Annotated in this window: 5 protein-coding genes; 1 reads left to right on the top strand and 4 read right to left on the bottom strand. The window is 64.8% G+C overall.

Translation table 11 applies throughout. The features are described 5' to 3' along the window. Window positions 1–93 precede the first annotated feature (93 nt). The 4 genes from ACVIW0_RS23390 to ACVIW0_RS23405 all read right to left on the bottom strand — a co-directional run bounded on the left by ACVIW0_RS23390 (window position 94) and on the right by ACVIW0_RS23405 (window position 20446). Window positions 94–12729, bottom strand: a complete 12636-nt coding sequence (locus tag ACVIW0_RS23390) for an Ig-like domain-containing protein (protein ID WP_461357405.1) — start codon at window positions 12727–12729, stop codon at window positions 94–96. After that, the gene (locus tag ACVIW0_RS23395) at window positions 12642–16328 is read right to left on the bottom strand and encodes an Ig-like domain-containing protein (protein WP_461354478.1); all 3687 of its coding nucleotides are present in this window, start codon (window positions 16326–16328) and stop codon (window positions 12642–12644) included. The genes ACVIW0_RS23390 and ACVIW0_RS23395 overlap by 88 nt, the downstream gene beginning before the upstream one ends. Before the next feature lie 1635 nt (window positions 16329–17963). Further along, window positions 17964–19211, bottom strand: coding sequence for a glycosyltransferase family 87 protein (locus tag ACVIW0_RS23400; protein ID WP_461354479.1), 1248 nt, complete (start codon window positions 19209–19211; stop codon window positions 17964–17966). A gap of 95 nt (window positions 19212–19306) precedes the next feature. Beyond that, window positions 19307–20446 carry an acyltransferase family protein gene (locus ACVIW0_RS23405; RefSeq protein WP_461354480.1) on the bottom strand — a complete coding sequence of 380 codons (1140 nt, stop codon included), beginning with the start codon at window positions 20444–20446 and terminating at the stop codon, window positions 19307–19309. Between the two features lie 219 nt (window positions 20447–20665). On the opposite strand from ACVIW0_RS23405, the gene ACVIW0_RS23410 reads away from it, so the two are divergent. Then, complete coding sequence (locus ACVIW0_RS23410) at window positions 20666–21100, top strand: hypothetical protein (protein ID WP_461354481.1); 435 nt, start codon at window positions 20666–20668, stop codon at window positions 21098–21100. The last annotated feature ends 70 nt before the right edge of the window (window positions 21101–21170 follow it).

Genomic DNA, 21170 nt, shown 5'->3' on the forward strand with positions numbered 1-21170 from the left:
TAAAGCCGCTGCCTGCCCAAAAACGGCAGCAGGGTAAACTTACGGGGTTTGGCTTCTGCCCCGATCAATCTTCGCCCGTGAAGCTTACGCCCCTCAGGCGAGGTGGTGCGGATCATAGGTGATCACGGTCCCATTCGTGGCATCGGCCTTCTCCGCAAACCCGTTCGGATCGTATTGTCCAAGCAGCACGATATTTGCCGTATGAGCGCCATCTGACACCGTCAAAGTGCCGCCGGTGCCCGCTTGGTTCTCTGTGAAGGTCAACGCGGTGCCAACACCGAAGCTGATGCCCTTGATGTCGATGTCGTCATTGGCATCAAGGCCGCTCACCGTGCCAGAGAAGTGGAACGCATCATCCAGGATCAAATGGCCGGCGGCGGTCGTGTCGAAGGTGACACCTGCTGCAGAGGCTGCCCCGAACTCGATGGTGCCGGCCCCGCTGATCAAGGCGCTGCCGCTGCCGGTAACCGCGCCCTCTGCGGTGACTGCACCGCCGTTGGCCCAGATCAGGCCGCTATTGGCCACGGCACTAGCGAGCACCAGTCCACCCGTACCGGTCGCCTCCAGCGTGCCGGCATTGGCGATCACGTTGGCGCCGGTGTCGATCACCAGGGCATGGGTCCCGGTGGCATCGATGGTGCCCTCGTTGCTCAGGGTCAGGCTGCCTTGCCCGATCTGGCCCGCACCCGAGATGACGTTGTCGACGTTGTCGAGCGTGACATTGGGAACCGGGCCGGCAATGACGTTGTGGTCATCGTCGGACAGCACCACCTCACCGCCGCCGTTGAGCGTGATGCCGGTCTGGATCAGCTGCAGCAGCGTGTCGTCGCCGGAAGCCTGCAGCTCAATCGTGCCGGTGTTGTGGATGATGCCGGACAACGGCAGCATCGCGCCATCGCCGATGGTCATTGCACCCGGATTTTCGACCGTCGGCGTCACGTCGAACTCGAAGTTTGCCGCGGTCAGGTCCACGGCATGCACCCCGTCCAGCGTGATGGTCTGGCCGTCGGCCAGCGTGATCACGGCATTACCGTTGGCGTCGTCGGCGGTGTGGGCCTGGACGTCGGCAAAGTTCTGCCAGCCGTAGCTGATCAGGTCGATGACGTCCGACGAGACCTCGAAGCTGTGTACAAAATCGTTGCCGATCGGCTGCGAGAACACGAACGTGTCGTGGCCGCTTGAGCCGGTCAGGGTGTCGTCGCCGGACCATGCGAAGATCGGAGAGCCAACGGAATAAGCCTCGAAATTGTCTTCGACAGTAGCTGTGCCGATTGCGCCATCGAAATTCGTCCATGTTTCCGTGATATGCAGTATTGATGCACCTGAAAAGTCCGATGGAGCTGTAGCGCTGAGCAAACCAAGGTCCGAGCTTGTTATGGACCAGGAGCCGTCGGCGTTCTGGGCTGCGTCGTTTAGCATCCAGCCATTTGGCAGGTTCTCAATTGTAACGGTTACAGATCCAGCAGAGCTGGTTGCAACATCAAGACCGAGGTTGATTGCCTCGCCGGCAACACCGGCAGGAGCGCTGATGACACCTCCGGTATTGAACGTACCATTATGCGTCGTCGAATTGCCCGCAACGTCAGTGACCTGAACCGTCGCGGTGATTGTATCATTCTTTAGCAAAGTACCGAGATTCGTCCAACTGGTTACGGTTACCGTTCCGGTGGTCGCAGCGGTGTTTATCTCGCCAGCGCTCAGTGTGTGTGTGGCTGTATGCCCGTGGGTGTCTGTTAGAGTTATTGTAGAAGCAAACAAGTCGCCATCGAAGCCCGTTATCTTAAGGCTTTCAGTCGCGTAATTGTTTCCACTTGTGGTGCTCGTGGACGTACTTAGAGCCAACGTCGGGGCCACGTCCGCCGTGGTATCCAGCGTGATCACGTCAACCGAGGTGGTCGAGGTGTTGCCCGCGGAGTCGGTGAATTTGGCCACGATTGACTTCGAGCCGTCGCTGCCCAGGTCACCCGCCGTCACCGCCAGGTTCACAGAGCCGGCGCTGATGTCTGCCGAGGTAATTGTGTGCGTGACGTTATGCGCCAATGCCGAACCGCCGAGCAACAGCTGCACTGTGTCGCCGACCGCAACAGTCGGGTTCAGCGCAACCGTGAACGTTGGATTGGTGACCTTGGTGATATTGTCCGTGCTCGAAGAGCCCGAGTCGGAGGCCGCCGTCAGCGCGGGTGTGCCGCCGGTCGGCGCGGTCTGGTCGAGCGTATAGCTGTGACCGGTGCCTGCCGTGATGTTCCCAGCCGTGTCGATCGTCCGTACAGACAGCGTGCCCGTGCCAGACGACAGCGTCACACCAAATCCAGACCAGGTGTGACTGTTTGCGTTGACCGACGCCAATCTCCACGTTCCGCCGTCCACGCTGAACCAAATCGATTCGTCAGCTCCCAACGTACCAGTATAGGTTCCGCTTACCGTCTGCGAAGACACGTTAGTGATGAAGTCGCTCGACGAACTGCCAGTGTCAACACTCAGGCCCGTCACCGTCGCAACCGCACTCGGCGCGGTGGTATCGATCGTCACCGCCTGCGCTGCCGAGGTACCGGTGTTGCCGGCGACGTCGGTCGCCGACGCGGTCAGGCTGTGGGTGCCCTGCGCCAGCGTCACGTTCGCCAGCGTCCAGTTGCCGCTCGCATCGGCCGTCGCCGTGCCGAGCGTGGTCGAGCCGTCCTTCACCGTGACCGTGCGGTTGGCATCCGCCACGTCGATCGTGCCGCTGACCGACACCGTCGTGGTGTTGGTGATGAAGTCGCTGCCGCTCGTGCCGTTGTCCGGCGCAATCGCCGTTACCGCCAGGGTCGGCGCGGTGGTATCGATCGTCACCGCCTGCGCTGCCGAGGTACCGGTGTTGCCGGCGACGTCGGTCGCCGACGCGGTCAGGCTGTGGGTGCCCTGCGCCAGCGTCACGTTCGCCAGCGTCCAGTTGCCGCTCGCATCGGCCGTCGCCGTGCCGAGCGTGGTCGAGCCGTCCTTCACCGTGACCGTGCGGTTGGCATCCGCCACGTCGATCGTGCCGCTGACCGACACCGTCGTGGTGTTGGTGATGAAGTCGCTGCCGCTCGTGCCGTTGTCCGGCGCAATCGCCGTCACCGCCAGGGTCGGCGCGGTGGTATCGATCGTCACCGCCTGCGCTGCCGAGGTACCGGTGTTGCCGGCGACGTCGGTCGCCGACGCGGTCAGGCTGTGGGTGCCCTGCGCCAGCGTCACGTTCGCCAGCGTCCAGTTGCCGCTCGCATCGGCCGTCGCCGTGCCGAGCGTGGTCGAGCCGTCCTTCACCGTGACCGTGCGGTTGGCATCCGCCACGTCGATCGTGCCGCTGACCGACACCGTCGTGGTGTTGGTGATGAAGTCGCTGCCGCTCGTGCCGTTGTCCGGCGCAATCGCCGTCACCGCCAGGGTCGGCGCGGTGGTATCGATCGTCACCGCCTGCGCTGCCGAGGTACCGGTGTTGCCGGCGACGTCGGTCGCCGACGCGGTCAGGCTGTGGGTGCCCTGCGCCAGCGTCACGTTCGCCAGCGTCCAGTTGCCGCTCGCATCGGCCGTCGCCGTGCCGAGCGTGGTCGAGCCGTCCTTCACCGTGACCGTGCGGTTGGCATCCGCCACGTCGATCGTGCCGCTGACCGACACCGTCGTGGTGTTGGTGATGAAGTCGCTGCCGCTCGTGCCGTTGTCCGGCGCAATCGCCGTCACCGCCAGGGTCGGCGCGCTCTCGTCGACCGAGATGCCGTGGGTGGCCGAAGCCGGGTTGCCGGCGACGTCGGAGACGCTGGCGGAAACCGTGTAGCTGCCGCCGTCGGTGAGCGCGGCGACGTCGGCCTGGGCAACCGAGGTCGACCAGGTGCCGTTGGCGAGAACGGTCGCGCTGTAGTCGTGGCCGTTCAGGCTGACGGTGACGGTCTGGCCCGCCTCCACGCCGGAGCTGGTGCCGCTGATGGTCAGGGCAGACTGCGACTCGGCGGCGTTGATGACGTCGTCAACGGCGATGGTGTTGATCGCGATGCTGGCGCTCTCGTCGACCGAGATGCCGTGGGTGGCCGAAGCCGGGTTGCCGGCGACGTCGGAGACGCTGGCGGAAACCGTGTAGCTGCCGCCGTCGGTGAGCGCGGCGACGTCGGCCTGGGCAACCGAGGTCGACCAGGTGCCGTTGGCGAGAACGGTCGCGCTGTAGTCGTGGCCGTTCAGGCTGACGGTGACGGTCTGGCCCGCCTCCACGCCGGAGCTGGTGCCGCTGATGGTCAGGGCAGACTGCGACTCGGCGGCGTTGATGACGTCGTCAACGGCGATGGTGTTGATCGCGATGCTGGCGCTCTCGTCGACCGAGATGCCGTGGGTGGCCGAAGCCGGGTTGCCGGCGACGTCGGAGACGCTGGCGGAAACCGTGTAGCTGCCGCCGTCGGTGAGCGCGGCGACGTCGGCCTGGGCAACCGAGGTCGACCAGGTGCCGTTGGCGAGAACGGTCGCGCTGTAGTCGTGGCCGTTCAGGCTGACGGTGACGGTCTGGCCCGCCTCCACGCCGGAGCTGGTGCCGCTGATGGTCAGGGCAGACTGCGACTCGGCGGCGTTGATGACGTCGTCAACGGCGATGGTGTTGATCGCGATGCTGGCGCTCTCGTCGACCGAGATGCCGTGGGTGGCCGAAGCCGGGTTGCCGGCGACGTCGGAGACGCTGGCGGAAACCGTGTAGCTGCCGCCGTCGGTGAGCGCGGCGACGTCGGCCTGGGCAACCGAGGTCGACCAGGTGCCGTTGGCGAGAACGGTCGCGCTGTAGTCGTGGCCGTTCAGGCTGACGGTGACGGTCTGGCCCGCCTCCACGCCGGAGCTGGTGCCGCTGATGGTCAGGGCAGACTGCGACTCGGCGGCGTTGATGACGTCGTCAACGGCGATGGTGTTGATCGCGATGCTGGCGCTCTCGTCGACCGAGATGCCGTGGGTGGCCGAAGCCGGGTTGCCGGCGACGTCGGAGACGCTGGCGGAAACCGTGTAGCTGCCGCCGTCGGTGAGCGCGGCGACGTCGGCCTGGGCAACCGAGGTCGACCAGGTGCCGTTGGCGAGAACGGTCGCGCTGTAGTCGTGGCCGTTCAGGCTGACGGTGACGGTCTGGCCCGCCTCCACGCCGGAGCTGGTGCCGCTGATGGTCAGGGCAGACTGCGACTCGGCGGCGTTGATGACGTCGTCAACGGCGATGGTGTTGATCGCGATGCTGGCGCTCTCGTCGACCGAGATGCCGTGGGTGGCCGAAGCCGGGTTGCCGGCGACGTCGGAGACGCTGGCGGAAACCGTGTAGCTGCCGCCGTCGGTGAGCGCGGCGACGTCGGCCTGGGCAACCGAGGTCGACCAGGTGCCGTTGGCGAGAACGGTCGCGCTGTAGTCGTGGCCGTTCAGGCTGACGGTGACGGTCTGGCCCGCCTCCACGCCGGAGCTGGTGCCGCTGATGGTCAGGGCAGACTGCGACTCGGCGGCGTTGATGACGTCGTCAACGGCGATGGTGTTGATCGCGATGCTGGCGCTCTCGTCGACCGAGATGCCGTGGGTGGCCGAAGCCGGGTTGCCGGCGACGTCGGAGACGCTGGCGGAAACCGTGTAGCTGCCGCCGTCGGTGAGCGCGGCGACGTCGGCCTGGGCAACCGAGGTCGACCAGGTGCCGTTGGCGAGAACGGTCGCGCTGTAGTCGTGGCCGTTCAGGCTGACGGTGACGGTCTGGCCCGCCTCCACGCCGGAGCTGGTGCCGCTGATGGTCAGGGCAGACTGCGACTCGGCGGCGTTGATGACGTCGTCAACGGCGATGGTGTTGATCGCGATGCTGGCGCTCTCGTCGACCGAGATGCCGTGGGTGGCCGAAGCCGGGTTGCCGGCGACGTCGGAGACGCTGGCGGAAACCGTGTAGCTGCCGCCGTCGGTGAGCGCGGCGACGTCGGCCTGGGCAACCGAGGTCGACCAGGTGCCGTTGGCGAGAACGGTCGCGCTGTAGTCGTGGCCGTTCAGGCTGACGGTGACGGTCTGGCCCGCCTCCACGCCGGAGCTGGTGCCGCTGATGGTCAGGGCAGACTGCGACTCGGCGGCGTTGATGACGTCGTCAACGGCGATGGTGTTGATCGCGATGCTGGCGCTCTCGTCGACCGAGATGCCGTGGGTGGCCGAAGCCGGGTTGCCGGCGACGTCGGAGACGCTGGCGGAAACCGTGTAGCTGCCGCCGTCGGTGAGCGCGGCGACGTCGGCCTGGGCAACCGAGGTCGACCAGGTGCCGTTGGCGAGAACGGTCGCGCTGTAGTCGTGGCCGTTCAGGCTGACGGTGACGGTCTGGCCCGCCTCCACGCCGGAGCTGGTGCCGCTGATGGTCAGGGCAGACTGCGACTCGGCGGCGTTGATGACGTCGTCAACGGCGATGGTGTTGATCGCGATGCTGGCGCTCTCGTCGACCGAGATGCCGTGGGTGGCCGAAGCCGGGTTGCCGGCGACGTCGGAGACGCTGGCGGAAACCGTGTAGCTGCCGCCGTCGGTGAGCGCGGCGACGTCGGCCTGGGCAACCGAGGTCGACCAGGTGCCGTTGGCGAGAACGGTCGCGCTGTAGTCGTGGCCGTTCAGGCTGACGGTGACGGTCTGGCCCGCCTCCACGCCGGAGCTGGTGCCGCTGATGGTCAGGGCAGACTGCGACTCGGCGGCGTTGATGACGTCGTCAACGGCGATGGTGTTGATCGCGATGCTGGCGCTCTCGTCGACCGAGATGCCGTGGGTGGCCGAAGCCGGGTTGCCGGCGACGTCGGAGACGCTGGCGGAAACCGTGTAGCTGCCGCCGTCGGTGAGCGCGGCGACGTCGGCCTGGGCAACCGAGGTCGACCAGGTGCCGTTGGCGAGAACGGTCGCGCTGTAGTCGTGGCCGTTCAGGCTGACGGTGACGGTCTGGCCCGCCTCCACGCCGGAGCTGGTGCCGCTGATGGTCAGGGCAGACTGCGACTCGGCGGCGTTGATGACGTCGTCAACGGCGATGGTGTTGATCGCGATGCTGGCGCTCTCGTCGACCGAGATGCCGTGGGTGGCCGAAGCCGGGTTGCCGGCGACGTCGGAGACGCTGGCGGAAACCGTGTAGCTGCCGCCGTCGGTGAGCGCGGCGACGTCGGCCTGGGCAACCGAGGTCGACCAGGTGCCGTTGGCGAGAACGGTCGCGCTGTAGTCGTGGCCGTTCAGGCTGACGGTGACGGTCTGGCCCGCCTCCACGCCGGAGCTGGTGCCGCTGATGGTCAGGGCAGACTGCGACTCGGCGGCGTTGATGACGTCGTCAACGGCGATGGTGTTGATCGCGATGCTGGCGCTCTCGTCGACCGAGATGCCGTGGGTGGCCGAAGCCGGGTTGCCGGCGACGTCGGAGACGCTGGCGGAAACCGTGTAGCTGCCGCCGTCGGTGAGCGCGGCGACGTCGGCCTGGGCAACCGAGGTCGACCAGGTGCCGTTGGCGAGAACGGTCGCGCTGTAGTCGTGGCCGTTCAGGCTGACGGTGACGGTCTGGCCCGCCTCCACGCCGGAGCTGGTGCCGCTGATGGTCAGGGCAGACTGCGACTCGGCGGCGTTGATGACGTCGTCAACGGCGATGGTGTTGATCGCGATGCTGGCGCTCTCGTCGACCGAGATGCCGTGGGTGGCCGAAGCCGGGTTGCCGGCGACGTCGGAGACGCTGGCGGAAACCGTGTAGCTGCCGCCGTCGGTGAGCGCGGCGACGTCGGCCTGGGCAACCGAGGTCGACCAGGTGCCGTTGGCGAGAACGGTCGCGCTGTAGTCGTGGCCGTTCAGGCTGACGGTGACGGTCTGGCCCGCCTCCACGCCGGAGCTGGTGCCGCTGATGGTCAGGGCAGACTGCGACTCGGCGGCGTTGATGACGTCGTCAACGGCGATGGTGTTGATCGCGATGCTGGCGCTCTCGTCGACCGAGATGCCGTGGGTGGCCGAAGCCGGGTTGCCGGCGACGTCGGAGACGCTGGCGGAAACCGTGTAGCTGCCGCCGTCGGTGAGCGCGGCGACGTCGGCCTGGGCAACCGAGGTCGACCAGGTGCCGTTGGCGAGAACGGTCGCGCTGTAGTCGTGGCCGTTCAGGCTGACGGTGACGGTCTGGCCCGCCTCCACGCCGGAGCTGGTGCCGCTGATGGTCAGGGCAGACTGCGACTCGGCGGCGTTGATGACGTCGTCAACGGCGATGGTGTTGATCGCGATGCTGGCGCTCTCGTCGACCGAGATGCCGTGGGTGGCCGAAGCCGGGTTGCCGGCGACGTCGGAGACGCTGGCGGAAACCGTGTAGCTGCCGCCGTCGGTGAGCGCGGCGACGTCGGCCTGGGCAACCGAGGTCGACCAGGTGCCGTTGGCGAGAACGGTCGCGCTGTAGTCGTGGCCGTTCAGGCTGACGGTGACGGTCTGGCCCGCCTCCACGCCGGAGCTGGTGCCGCTGATGGTCAGGGCAGACTGCGACTCGGCGGCGTTGATGACGTCGTCAACGGCGATGGTGTTGATCGCGATGCTGGCGCTCTCGTCGACCGAGATGCCGTGGGTGGCCGAAGCCGGGTTGCCGGCGACGTCGGAGACGCTGGCGGAAACCGTGTAGCTGCCGCCGTCGGTGAGCGCGGCGACGTCGGCCTGGGCAACCGAGGTCGACCAGGTGCCGTTGGCGAGAACGGTCGCGCTGTAGTCGTGGCCGTTCAGGCTGACGGTGACGGTCTGGCCCGCCTCCACGCCGGAGCTGGTGCCGCTGATGGTCAGGGCAGACTGCGACTCGGCGGCGTTGATGACGTCGTCAACGGCGATGGTGTTGATCGCGATGCTGGCGCTCTCGTCGACCGAGATGCCGTGGGTGGCCGAAGCCGGGTTGCCGGCGACGTCGGAGACGCTGGCGGAAACCGTGTAGCTGCCGCCGTCGGTGAGCGCGGCGACGTCGGCCTGGGCAACCGAGGTCGACCAGGTGCCGTTGGCGAGAACGGTCGCGCTGTAGTCGTGGCCGTTCAGGCTGACGGTGACGGTCTGGCCCGCCTCCACGCCGGAGCTGGTGCCGCTGATGGTCAGGGCAGACTGCGACTCGGCGGCGTTGATGACGTCGTCAACGGCGATGGTGTTGATCGCGATGCTGGCGCTCTCGTCGACCGAGATGCCGTGGGTGGCCGAAGCCGGGTTGCCGGCGACGTCGGAGACGCTGGCGGAAACCGTGTAGCTGCCGCCGTCGGTGAGCGCGGCGACGTCGGCCTGGGCAACCGAGGTCGACCAGGTGCCGTTGGCGAGAACGGTCGCGCTGTAGTCGTGGCCGTTCAGGCTGACGGTGACGGTCTGGCCCGCCTCCACGCCGGAGCTGGTGCCGCTGATGGTCAGGGCAGACTGCGACTCGGCGGCGTTGATGACGTCGTCAACGGCGATGGTGTTGATCGCGATGCTGGCGCTCTCGTCGACCGAGATGCCGTGGGTGGCCGAAGCCGGGTTGCCGGCGACGTCGGAGACGCTGGCGGAAACCGTGTAGCTGCCGCCGTCGGTGAGCGCGGCGACGTCGGCCTGGGCAACCGAGGTCGACCAGGTGCCGTTGGCGAGAACGGTCGCGCTGTAGTCGTGGCCGTTCAGGCTGACGGTGACGGTCTGGCCCGCCTCCACGCCGGAGCTGGTGCCGCTGATGGTCAGGGCAGACTGCGACTCGGCGGCGTTGATGACGTCGTCAACGGCGATGGTGTTGATCGCGATGCTGGCGCTCTCGTCGACCGAGATGCCGTGGGTGGCCGAAGCCGGGTTGCCGGCGACGTCGGAGACGCTGGCGGAAACCGTGTAGCTGCCGCCGTCGGTGAGCGCGGCGACGTCGGCCTGGGCAACCGAGGTCGACCAGGTGCCGTTGGCGAGAACGGTCGCGCTGTAGTCGTGGCCGTTCAGGCTGACGGTGACGGTCTGGCCCGCCTCCACGCCGGAGCTGGTGCCGCTGATGGTCAGGGCAGACTGCGACTCGGCGGCGTTGATGACGTCGTCAACGGCGATGGTGTTGATCGCGATGCTGGCGCTCTCGTCGACCGAGATGCCGTGGGTGGCCGAAGCCGGGTTGCCGGCGACGTCGGAGACGCTGGCGGAAACCGTGTAGCTGCCGCCGTCGGTGAGCGCGGCGACGTCGGCCTGGGCAACCGAGGTCGACCAGGTGCCGTTGGCGAGAACGGTCGCGCTGTAGTCGTGGCCGTTCAGGCTGACGGTGACGGTCTGGCCCGCCTCCACGCCGGAGCTGGTGCCGCTGATGGTCAGGGCAGACTGCGACTCGGCGGCGTTGATGACGTCGTCAACGGCGATGGTGTTGATCGCGATGCTGGCGCTCTCGTCGACCGAGATGCCGTGGGTGGCCGAAGCCGGGTTGCCGGCGACGTCGGAGACGCTGGCGGAAACCGTGTAGCTGCCGCCGTCGGTGAGCGCGGCGACGTCGGCCTGGGCAACCGAGGTCGACCAGGTGCCGTTGGCGAGAACGGTCGCGCTGTAGTCGTGGCCGTTCAGGCTGACGGTGACGGTCTGGCCCGCCTCCACGCCGGAGCTGGTGCCGCTGATGGTCAGGGCAGACTGCGACTCGGCGGCGTTGATGACGTCGTCAACGGCGATGGTGTTGATCGCGATGCTGGCGCTCTCGTCGACCGAGATGCCGTGGGTGGCCGAAGCCGGGTTGCCGGCGACGTCGGAGACGCTGGCGGAAACCGTGTAGCTGCCGCCGTCGGTGAGCGCGGCGACGTCGGCCTGGGCAACCGAGGTCGACCAGGTGCCGTTGGCGAGAACGGTCGCGCTGTAGTCGTGGCCGTTCAGGCTGACGGTGACGGTCTGGCCCGCCTCCACGCCGGAGCTGGTGCCGCTGATGGTCAGGGCAGACTGCGACTCGGCGGCGTTGATGACGTCGTCAACGGCGATGGTGTTGATCGCGATGCTGGCGCTCTCGTCGACCGAGATGCCGTGGGTGGCCGAAGCCGGGTTGCCGGCGACGTCGGAGACGCTGGCGGAAACCGTGTAGCTGCCGCCGTCGGTGAGCGCGGCGACGTCGGCCTGGGCAACCGAGGTCGACCAGGTGCCGTTGGCGAGAACGGTCGCGCTGTAGTCGTGGCCGTTCAGGCTGACGGTGACGGTCTGGCCCGCCTCCACGCCGGAGCTGGTGCCGCTGATGGTCAGGGCAGACTGCGACTCGGCGGCGTTGATGACGTCGTCAACGGCGATGGTGTTGATCGCGATGCTGGCGCTCTCGTCGACCGAGATGCCGTGGGTGGCCGAAGCCGGGTTGCCGGCGACGTCGGAGACGCTGGCGGAAACCGTGTAGCTGCCGCCGTCGGTGAGCGCGGCGACGTCGGCCTGGGCAACCGAGGTCGACCAGGTGCCGTTGGCGAGAACGGTCGCGCTGTAGTCGTGGCCGTTCAGGCTGACGGTGACGGTCTGGCCCGCCTCCACGCCGGAGCTGGTGCCGCTGATGGTCAGGGCAGACTGCGACTCGGCGGCGTTGATGACGTCGTCAACGGCGATGGTGTTGATCGCGATGCTGGCGCTCTCGTCGACCGAGATGCCGTGGGTGGCCGAAGCCGGGTTGCCGGCGACGTCGGAGACGCTGGCGGAAACCGTGTAGCTGCCGCCGTCGGTGAGCGCGGCGACGTCGGCCTGGGCAACCGAGGTCGACCAGGTGCCGTTGGCGAGAACGGTCGCGCTGTAGTCGTGGCCGTTCAGGCTGACGGTGACGGTCTGGCCCGCCTCCACGCCGGAGCTGGTGCCGCTGATGGTCAGGGCAGACTGCGACTCGGCGGCGTTGATGACGTCGTCAACGGCGATGGTGTTGATCGCGATGCTGGCGCTCTCGTCGACCGAGATGCCGTGGGTGGCCGAAGCCGGGTTGCCGGCGACGTCGGAGACGCTGGCGGAAACCGTGTAGCTGCCGCCGTCGGTGAGCGCGGCGACGTCGGCCTGGGCAACCGAGGTCGACCAGGTGCCGTTGGCGAGAACGGTCGCGCTGTAGTCGTGGCCGTTCAGGCTGACGGTGACGGTCTGGCCCGCCTCCACGCCGGAGCTGGTGCCGCTGATGGTCAGGGCAGACTGCGACTCGGCGGCGTTGATGACGTCGTCAACGGCGATGGTGTTGATCGCGATGCTGGCGCTCTCGTCGACCGAGATGCCGTGGGTGGCCGAAGCCGGGTTGCCGGCGACGTCGGAGACGCTGGCGGAAACCGTGTAGCTGCCGCCGTCGGTGAGCGCGGCGACGTCGGCCTGGGCAACCGAGGTCGACCAGGTGCCGTTGGCGAGAACGGTCGCGCTGTAGTCGTGGCCGTTCAGGCTGACGGTGACGGTCTGGCCCGCCTCCACGCCGGAGCTGGTGCCGCTGATGGTCAGGGCAGACTGCGACTCGGCGGCGTTGATGACGTCGTCAACGGCGATGGTGTTGATCGCGATGCTGGCGCTCTCGTCGACCGAGATGCCGTGGGTGGCCGAAGCCGGGTTGCCGGCGACGTCGGAGACGCTGGCGGAAACCGTGTAGCTGCCGCCGTCGGTGAGCGCGGCGACGTCGGCCTGGGCAACCGAGGTCGACCAGGTGCCGTTGGCGAGAACGGTCGCGCTGTAGTCGTGGCCGTTCAGGCTGACGGTGACGGTCTGGCCCGCCTCCACGCCGGAGCTGGTGCCGCTGATGGTCAGGGCAGACTGCGACTCGGCGGCGTTGATGACGTCGTCAACGGCGATGGTGTTGATCGCGATGCTGGCGCTCTCGTCGACCGAGATGCCGTGGGTGGCCGAAGCCGGGTTGCCGGCGACGTCGGAGACGCTGGCGGAAACCGTGTAGCTGCCGCCGTCGGTGAGCCGCCGTCGGTGAGCGCGGCGACGTCGGCCTGGGCAACCGAGGTCGACCAGGTGCCGTTGGCGAGAACGGTCGCGCTGTAGTCGTGGCCGTTCAGGCTGACGGTGACGGTCTGGCCCGCCTCCACGCCGGAGCTGGTGCCGCTGATGGTCAGGGCAGACTGCGACTCGGCGGCGTTGATGACGTCGTCAACGGCGATGGTGTTGATCGCGATGCTGGCGCTCTCGTCGACCGAGATGCCGTGGGTGGCCGAAGCCGGGTTGCCGGCGACGTCGGAGACGCTGGCGGAAACCGTGTAGCTGCCGCCGTCGGTGAGCGCGGCGACGTCGGCCTGGGCAACCGAGGTCGACCAGGTGCCGTTGGCGAGAACGGTCGCGCTGTAGTCGTGGCCGTTCAGGCTGACGGTGACGGTCTGGCCCGCCTCCACGCCGGAGCTGGTGCCGCTGATGGTCAGGGCAGACTGCGACTCGGCGGCGTTGATGACGTCGTCAACGGCGATGGTGTTGATCGCGATGCTGGCGCTCTCGTCGACCGAGATGCCGTGGGTGGCCGAAGCCGGGTTGCCGGCGACGTCGGAGACGCTGGCGGAAACCGTGTAGCTGCCGCCGTCGGTGAGCGCGGCGACGTCGGCCTGGGCAACCGAGGTCGACCAGGTGCCGTTGGCGAGAACGGTCGCGCTGTAGTCGTGGCCGTTCAGGCTGACGGTGACGGTCTGGCCCGCCTCCACGCCGGAGCTGGTGCCGCTGATGGTCAGGGCAGACTGCGACTCGGCGGCGTTGATGACGTCGTCAACGGCGATGGTGTTGATCGCGATGCTGGCGCTCTCGTCGACCGAGATGCCGTGGGTGGCCGAAGCCGGGTTGCCGGCGACGTCGGAGACGCTGGCGGAAACCGTGTAGCTGCCGCCGTCGGTGAGCGCGGCGACGTCGGCCTGGGCAACCGAGGTCGACCAGGTGCCGTTGGCGAGAACGGTCGCGCTGTAGTCGTGGCCGTTCAGGCTGACGGTGACGGTCTGGCCCGCCTCCACGCCGGAGCTGGTGCCGCTGATGGTCAGGTTGGAGGCGGATTCCGCCAGGTTGAGACGGTTGTCGCCGGCGATCGTGCCGATCGCAATCGTCGGCGGCGTCTCGTCAACCGTCAGCGTCTTGCTCGCCTGGGTGGCCGGGTTGCCGGCCAGATCCGACACGTTGGCGGTCACGGAGTAGCTGCCGTCCGGCAGCTGCGCGTGGGCCAGGTCCGCGGCCGGTGCGGTCACCGACCAGGCATTGTTGGTCACCGTCCCGGTATAGGTGTGCCCGTTCAGCGTCACGCTGACGGTCTGGCCGTTCTCCACTCCCGTGCTGGTGCCACTGATGGTCAGGTTGGAGGCGGATTCCGCCAGGTTGAGACGGTTATCGCCAGAGATCGCGCTGATCGCAATCGTCGGCGGCGTCTCGTCAACCGTCAGCGTCTTGCTCGCCTGGGTGGCCGGGTTGCCGGCCAGATCCGACACGTTGGCGGTCACGGAGTAGCTGCCGTCCGGTAGCTGCGCGTGGGCCAGGTCCGCAGCCGGTGCGGTCACCGACCAGGCATTGTTGGTCACCGTCCCGGTATAGGTGTGCCCGTTCAGCGTTACGCTGACGGTCTGGCCGTTCTCCACTCCCGTACTGGTGCCACTGATGGTCAGGTTGGAGGCGGATTCCGCCAGGTTGAGACGGTTGTCGCCAGCGATCGTGCTGATCGCAATTGTCGGCGGCGTCTCGTCAACCACTATCGAATGTGAGTCGGAGGCAGCGTTACTCGATCCAACTTTAATCGTCGCAGAGAGCGTATAGCTCCCATCCGGCAGAACGGCATGGGCCAGATCAGCGGCTGGAATGACAGCCGACCAGGTGCCGTTGGCCAAGACAGTAGCGGTATAGTTGTGGCCATTCAGCGTGACGATGAGCTGAGCACTCGGGGTGAAGTGGGTCACTGTGCCCGTTACGGTGACCCCCGCATTTGCATCGGCGAGATTGATCAGCCACTGGTTTGACTGGCTGGGTTCGATCGGATTGATATGGACCGCGAACGCGCTCGGCGGATCTACGGCAATAAAGTCCCCCGGATTGAGCGCGGTAACGCCCGCGACGTCAAACTTTAGATCTGCAACGCCATCGCCATTCGTGTCGGCATAAACGTAGACTCCGCCGGATCCATCGGGGGCGTACCAAACGCCATAGCCGTTGGCGGAACCCATCGAGCTGGTGTTCGCCGGCTGTGGACCAAACCAGCGAAATTCCGCAAGCCCGGCCGCGAACGCGGTCACGCCTCCAGCGCTCGAGACCGACTGATCACTGATCAACTGGCTAAAGTCGAGCTTGTCCGAACCAACCTGGAAATTCGTGATCTGGTCCCAAGTTTGCGCAAGTTGTCCGCCTGAATTGAGCTGTCCCGCCGCAGGGGAGTCGGTTGCTCTCGCAAAAACGAAATAGTCAGAACCAATGCCGCCCGTAAGAACGTCCGCTCCCGCTCCTCCTTGAATGATATTGTGAATTGCAGCGTTGCTGGCAATGCCTTGGATATTGTCCTTGCCGGCGCTGCCATCGATCGTGTCGGTGATCAACTGAGTCGTAGCGGCGAACAAGCCAAGGTTACTAATTTGCAGAACAAAGCTTGAGATTGCCCCAGTGAAGCCACTGATCAACGCCTGCGGCGATCCGCTAACCGTCTGGCCGGTGATCGCATCAAAATGGCCGACAGGCGTGCCGTACTGGTCGGTCTGTTCAAGAAAAAAGCCGGTCGCAAGCGTACTCTGGTAATAAACGGACGCCACGCTGTTATAGCCGATGGTGTAATAATTCGATCCAACCTGGAACGTCAGCAACAGCTGGCCAGCCTGGAACGCCTGTTGAATCGTGACGGTTTGCGTTGCATTCGTGCTTGTCGTCAGAAAGGTCGAAATGTCACCCCAATAGACATATTCGACACCGTTGGTATCGTTGGTTTTGATCGCATCGAGAACGTTCAGATTATCCACGGTCGTGCCGTTGCCACTATCGAGCACGCCCTGATAGGTGCGGATCGCACGATCCGTGATCGGCGATGGCACCGCCGAATCCAAATGCCAGACTCCCCCTTTGCTGGCGTGCCCGACCATGTCGCTGGTCGCAGCCACACGAGCGCCGCACGCCGCCGCAAGACACGTCACAAAATCGCTCGCCTGCGCGTCCTCGCCGCCTACCTGACAGGCCCACAGTCCAATCTGCCCCCCAGGCGCCAACGATAAACCGATTTGAGCGAGGTCGCGTCGACTCGCTTGAACCTCTGCTTTTGTCAGTTTGCCGCCGGAAAAGCTAACTTCGCCGGGTTTTCCGTGAGCGACGACGTGGATCGCTTCTAACCCCTCCCGTCCCCTCAGTGCGCGTGCCATCTGACGAGGTGCGGGCTCGCCGTTAGAGAGCAGGATCGCTTCAACATCAGGCCGGATACCATTGAGCAACGTTTCGAGGTCATCGATGCCGGGATCGATGAAGGCGATTTCACGCCTGTTACTTGCTTCCATGAACGCTCTCCGCTGATTGAGCCGTTCCATTGTCGGCTGACGTGTTTGGAAGAATTGAAGTGACATTGGAACGAATAGTCATGATGCTGCCCCGCAATAGGCCTGGTCCTAAAAATTCCGATTCATCTAGATCGGATCGCCGCCTGGCAATGACACCTGTTCGTACTGATCGCGCACCGTTGCCGGCACATCGATCCAGTGACGACCGCAATCGACGCTGGCTGATCAATCGGCAGCAGCGGAAACTTCGTGCGCAATGAGGGTGCGATCGAATGATCTGCCGAGACTGAAGACGGGAATCTTGAAATCGCGCGGAGGCGCTCCTCAACTGCAGCCCAGTCGATTGGTGAAATGGCCTTCCGCACGAAACGAACGCGACTCAATACACACTCCTAAAACTCTGCCAGTACAGAGCAGTGTGATTGCAGTCGAAAATCAGTTCATCAAACTACTCAAACGCTCGTCTAAAAAAATGCGAGCATTTCGACCAACAAGCGATTGCTACACGTGATAACTTTATTTGCTTGTCCGCCACGCTATGAATGACTTCCGAACGCACTACCCTGCCCGGTTCGGTGCGGCTCCGAACTCCGCACCTATTAAAATTTTTCGTCTTTAAACTGCTGCGCCGTGAGAACGCTTGCACTGTTGCCCGCACAAAATCCGAGCAAGTGTCCCACAACCTAAGTTAGATGCAATTTGCCGCAAATTTGCGCGGGCGTCTACAGCCACAGGCGATCCCCGTTTTTAACATTAACGCCGAACCGACAAGGGGTTCCTTTGCGTTACAAGTGACACCCGTAGCTTTACGGGGGAAGGCGCGCTCATCCTCGCCGGCAATTGGGCGAAGACGAATTTTCGCATCCGCCAACCTATTGCTGTCCGGCCTCATCTCACAATTGGCGCTCCCACGACGAAAGCGGACACGACGGTGCCGCCTACTCTGTCCAGCAGCGTTCGGATGGGCTCGGCGCAGATGGGCCTTGAGTCGGGCGCGCGCCCGGCCAGGGACCGTAAAGGCCCTCGCAACCAATGCGAGGCCCCTGGGCCTGCCGCCACTTCGCCAGGCAGCTTCGGGCGCAACTTCGGTCGTTGCTTGCGCTGCCGCAGCGATTGCGCCTTCAGAACTCCACCCTGAAATCCGAGAGGGTCATGCTGGTGGCGGGAGCTCGTGCCGCTTCGATCCGGCGGCACATCGCCGCTGGCTCGTAGCGAACATCGCTAACGCTATGCCGGCAGCGGCACGATTGCCCGTACCTTCCGGGTGCCGGATCTGGATCCGGGCGAATTTGCAGTGCCGGGTCGGAGGTGCAGTTCTGGGACTGCGAGACTTCGAGTTGCGATTTGGGACAGCCTTTGCCGAGGCGGCCCTTCGCATTTCCGGAGGCGCCGGGTACCGCCTCCCCGTTTGCCAATGCTCTAGATTTCCGGTTCCCCAATGAAGACTGTTGGGCCGGTTTGCCAAACTAACCTCTTGATACAATCTTCTGAAATCGCATTACCGATATACCTTTAGCTAGGCCGGGTTTGTTTCCGGCCGGCTTCGCGGCTTGCGGAAAATGATTTCGCCGCGGGCGCGCGGCCGGCGATCCCAAGCTGGGCTCGCGCCGGAGCGAGCTCGGCCCTGGATCACGTTCAGGCTCGGGTTTGCGGGCCCCGCATGGTCGCAGATCTTCGCAGCGGCTTTCCTGCGGCGATCTCGTCTGCCTCTAGTCGTCGGTATCTCGTCAAGATGAGCGCGATCACGGTCGCGCACATGAAAGGACCAACGGGCACGAACACGAACGGAAAAGCGTACCCCAGGACGAATATCACGCTCACACCGGTCCGGAAGCCGCGTTGCTTCGAACGCGCCGAGATCTGGTCTTCCGTGGTTGCGTTCATGAGAAAGACCAGCGCGATCGCCAGGATCGGCATGTCGTAGATCGCGAAGTAGGGCGAGATGAGCGGCGTCGCCGCAAGCAGGCTTGCGGCTCGGACCGCGAGACTGGCATTGCGGCGCCATGTCAACAGCACCCAGATCGAGGCTGCTAGCGCTATGGCGACGTGCAGCGACATGGCCAATCCGTAGCCAAGACCGGCAAGCCGAAAAAGGCCATAGACACTTTGTAACTTGGCCCAGGGCAGTGCGCCACTTAGGTGGAACTGTGTCGTAGCGAAAGTTGCCGCCGTACGAAAACCCTCGAATGTGTCCCAGCCGAAGACGATGCCGCTGATCAGCAGCAGCGCCGGCACGACAAGAGATGCCGTGATGAAGAGGCGCCAGCGTTTCGTCGCGATCAGCACAAAGGGGAGAAGAACGCCATATTGAGGCTTGAAGATCAGCAGCCCCAACAAGACGCCGCTGAGGATCGGACGCCGATCCGATGTCAGCAATACGCCGCCGAGCAGCGACGCTGCTAGCAGCGAGCTTTGGCCGGCAATGAAATCGTAGAACACGGGCGGAGCGGCGAGTGCAAGCAGCAGTGCGGCCGAGCGCGGCCGGATCGCATGCACAACGAGCAGCCAACAGAGCAGTTTTGCCGTGCTCCAGACCCCGAATGCGATCGGAAACGGTAGCAGCGCGAGCGGCGCCAGAACTAGGAAGAACACCGGCGGATAGAAAAACGGCACCGGGACCTCATCGTATGGGTAGGGTGTGTGATTGATCTGCTGCAGCCGCAGCGCAAGTAGCTGTTGCAGTTGCTGCCAGTCGTAGGCGGTGGCCGCATGACCTTCGAGCGCCAGCGTGCCGGCGCCCCAAAAGCACGAAAAGTCGATCCCGGCGTGGCCGCCGCCGCTGACAAGCATCAGTACCGCCGCAATGATCGTGAGGCCGAGCAGGACAGCGCAGGCCAACGCTTGCGCCGGGTCATCTTCCTTCGAAACATCCCAGTGCAGCATTTGATTCATCGGCGCCCAGCGCTGTTGCTGAACCCAACTGCAATCGGCCGTGTCGGGGTCATCAAAACCGCCTCTCAGATCGGATCGGGGGACCGCTAGGCATGAGTCTTGTTCAGGTCAGGCAACACGGGTGAATATGCGAAGCATCTGCCCATCCGCAACAGCGGTCGCTCGATGGCAATCCACGACAGCGCCGCAATGCAAACCGACACGACGACGGCGGCGACCGTGACGAGGATCTGCTGCGTCGTCCCAATATCCGGCCTGCTGTCGAATATCAGACCATGCAGCACGCCATTGATCGGTTGATGGATCAGGTAGAGGCAATACGAGATCGTGCCGAAGGCCTGCAATATCTTCGCGCGCAGGAACCGGAGTCCTGCCCAGCCCTGTACGGCTAGAAGGATGTAGGAGGCAAAGAGGGTTGGGACCAGATCCAGAAAGACATGGAGCAAGAACTGTCCCATCGCGAAGATCAAAGTGACGAATGCCACCAGCGGAGCCAAGGGGATGAGGCGAAGGACGATCTCCGGCACCTTGATAGAACGGTGGTGGACATAGGCGATGAGCACGCCGAGCAAGAGCACATGGCCGTTGCTGAACAGCTGCATCCTGGCCGGGATGTCGGCGCCATTCGCGTAGAGAAACGAGCGCGTGAGCAAGCCCAGCACGATGCCGGTGATGATCGCGGGCAGCAGCGCGCGCGCCGGGATGCACATCATCAGCAACGGGACGGCCAGATAGAATTGCTCCTCCACGGTCAGGCTCCAGGTCGGCAACAGCCACAACGTGCCCATCCCGCCAGACCACGCCATCACGAGATTCTGAGTGAATGTAAAATAGGATGCGGTGGGAAGCGGAGGGTCGATCCAGGCCGATGGCCCGTAGAGCCAGATGAACCCAAGTGTCGCGGCGACCGTTGCGAAGTAGGCCGGCAGGATGCGGAGCGCGCGTCTGGTATAGAAGACAGTCACGAAATTCGGACTGTCCTTGCGCTCTAGGATGATGGAGCCGATCAGGAATCCGGACAGCACAAAGAAAAGATTGACGCCCATCCATCCGTACCGGAGGCTGTAGATCGCGTGCTCACCCTCGCCAAAGTAATGGCCGATCAGGACTGCCAAGACGGCAACGCCGCGCGCTCCGTCGAGCTCCGGAATGCGGTTCCCAACCGAAATCCGACTATGCACGATCGCCGCGTCCGAAGCGGCGAATGCAGTATCCATTTTGTTCATATTTCACGCCTGAAATTGGTGGAATCTACACCCCCCCTCCGGCGTGAGCAACTGGGCGGCAGTTCGCGTTTATCCGGGATGGATCTCGCGGCGCGGCGATGATTTGCGCCGTTTAGCGATACTGATGAGGGCCGACCTCCGTTAACTACCGGGCGCCAGCGTTGCTCAACTCAGAAATGCGATGGTAGGTTACCCAATTTTATGGGTCGACCGGTTTTCATGAGCAATTTGACAAGCGCAGGTCTAAAACGGACTGGCTTTTCCATCGCGATACCGATGTTCGCGACTACCCTCTTCTTGAGCGCAGGCCTGATGTTCTTCGTCGAGCCAATGGTGGCCAAGATGGTGCTGCCGAAGCTCGGCGGCGCGCCCGCCGTCTGGAGCACCTGCCTCGTTTTCTTCCAGGCCATGTTGCTGCTCGGCTATGCCTATGCGCATCTACTGACGCGGCTCTCACGTCTGGCTCAGGTCATTCTCCATGTGTGTGTCCTGTTGCCGCTCGCGGCCGCCGTTCTGCCCTTATCGCTTGGTATGGATGTCCCGTCGCTACGCAATCACCGGTTCTATGGCTCTTGGCGCGCCTCACCTTGGCCTGCGGAATTCCCGTGTTCGTTATTTCGACGAGGGCTCCACTCCTTCAGCACTGGTTTCTGACGGGGTCCACAAGGACGCCCGAGATCCCTACTTCCTCTATGCCGTCAGCAACGCAGGCAGCTTGCTCGCG

The organism is Bradyrhizobium sp. USDA 4454, from assembly GCF_054822705.1.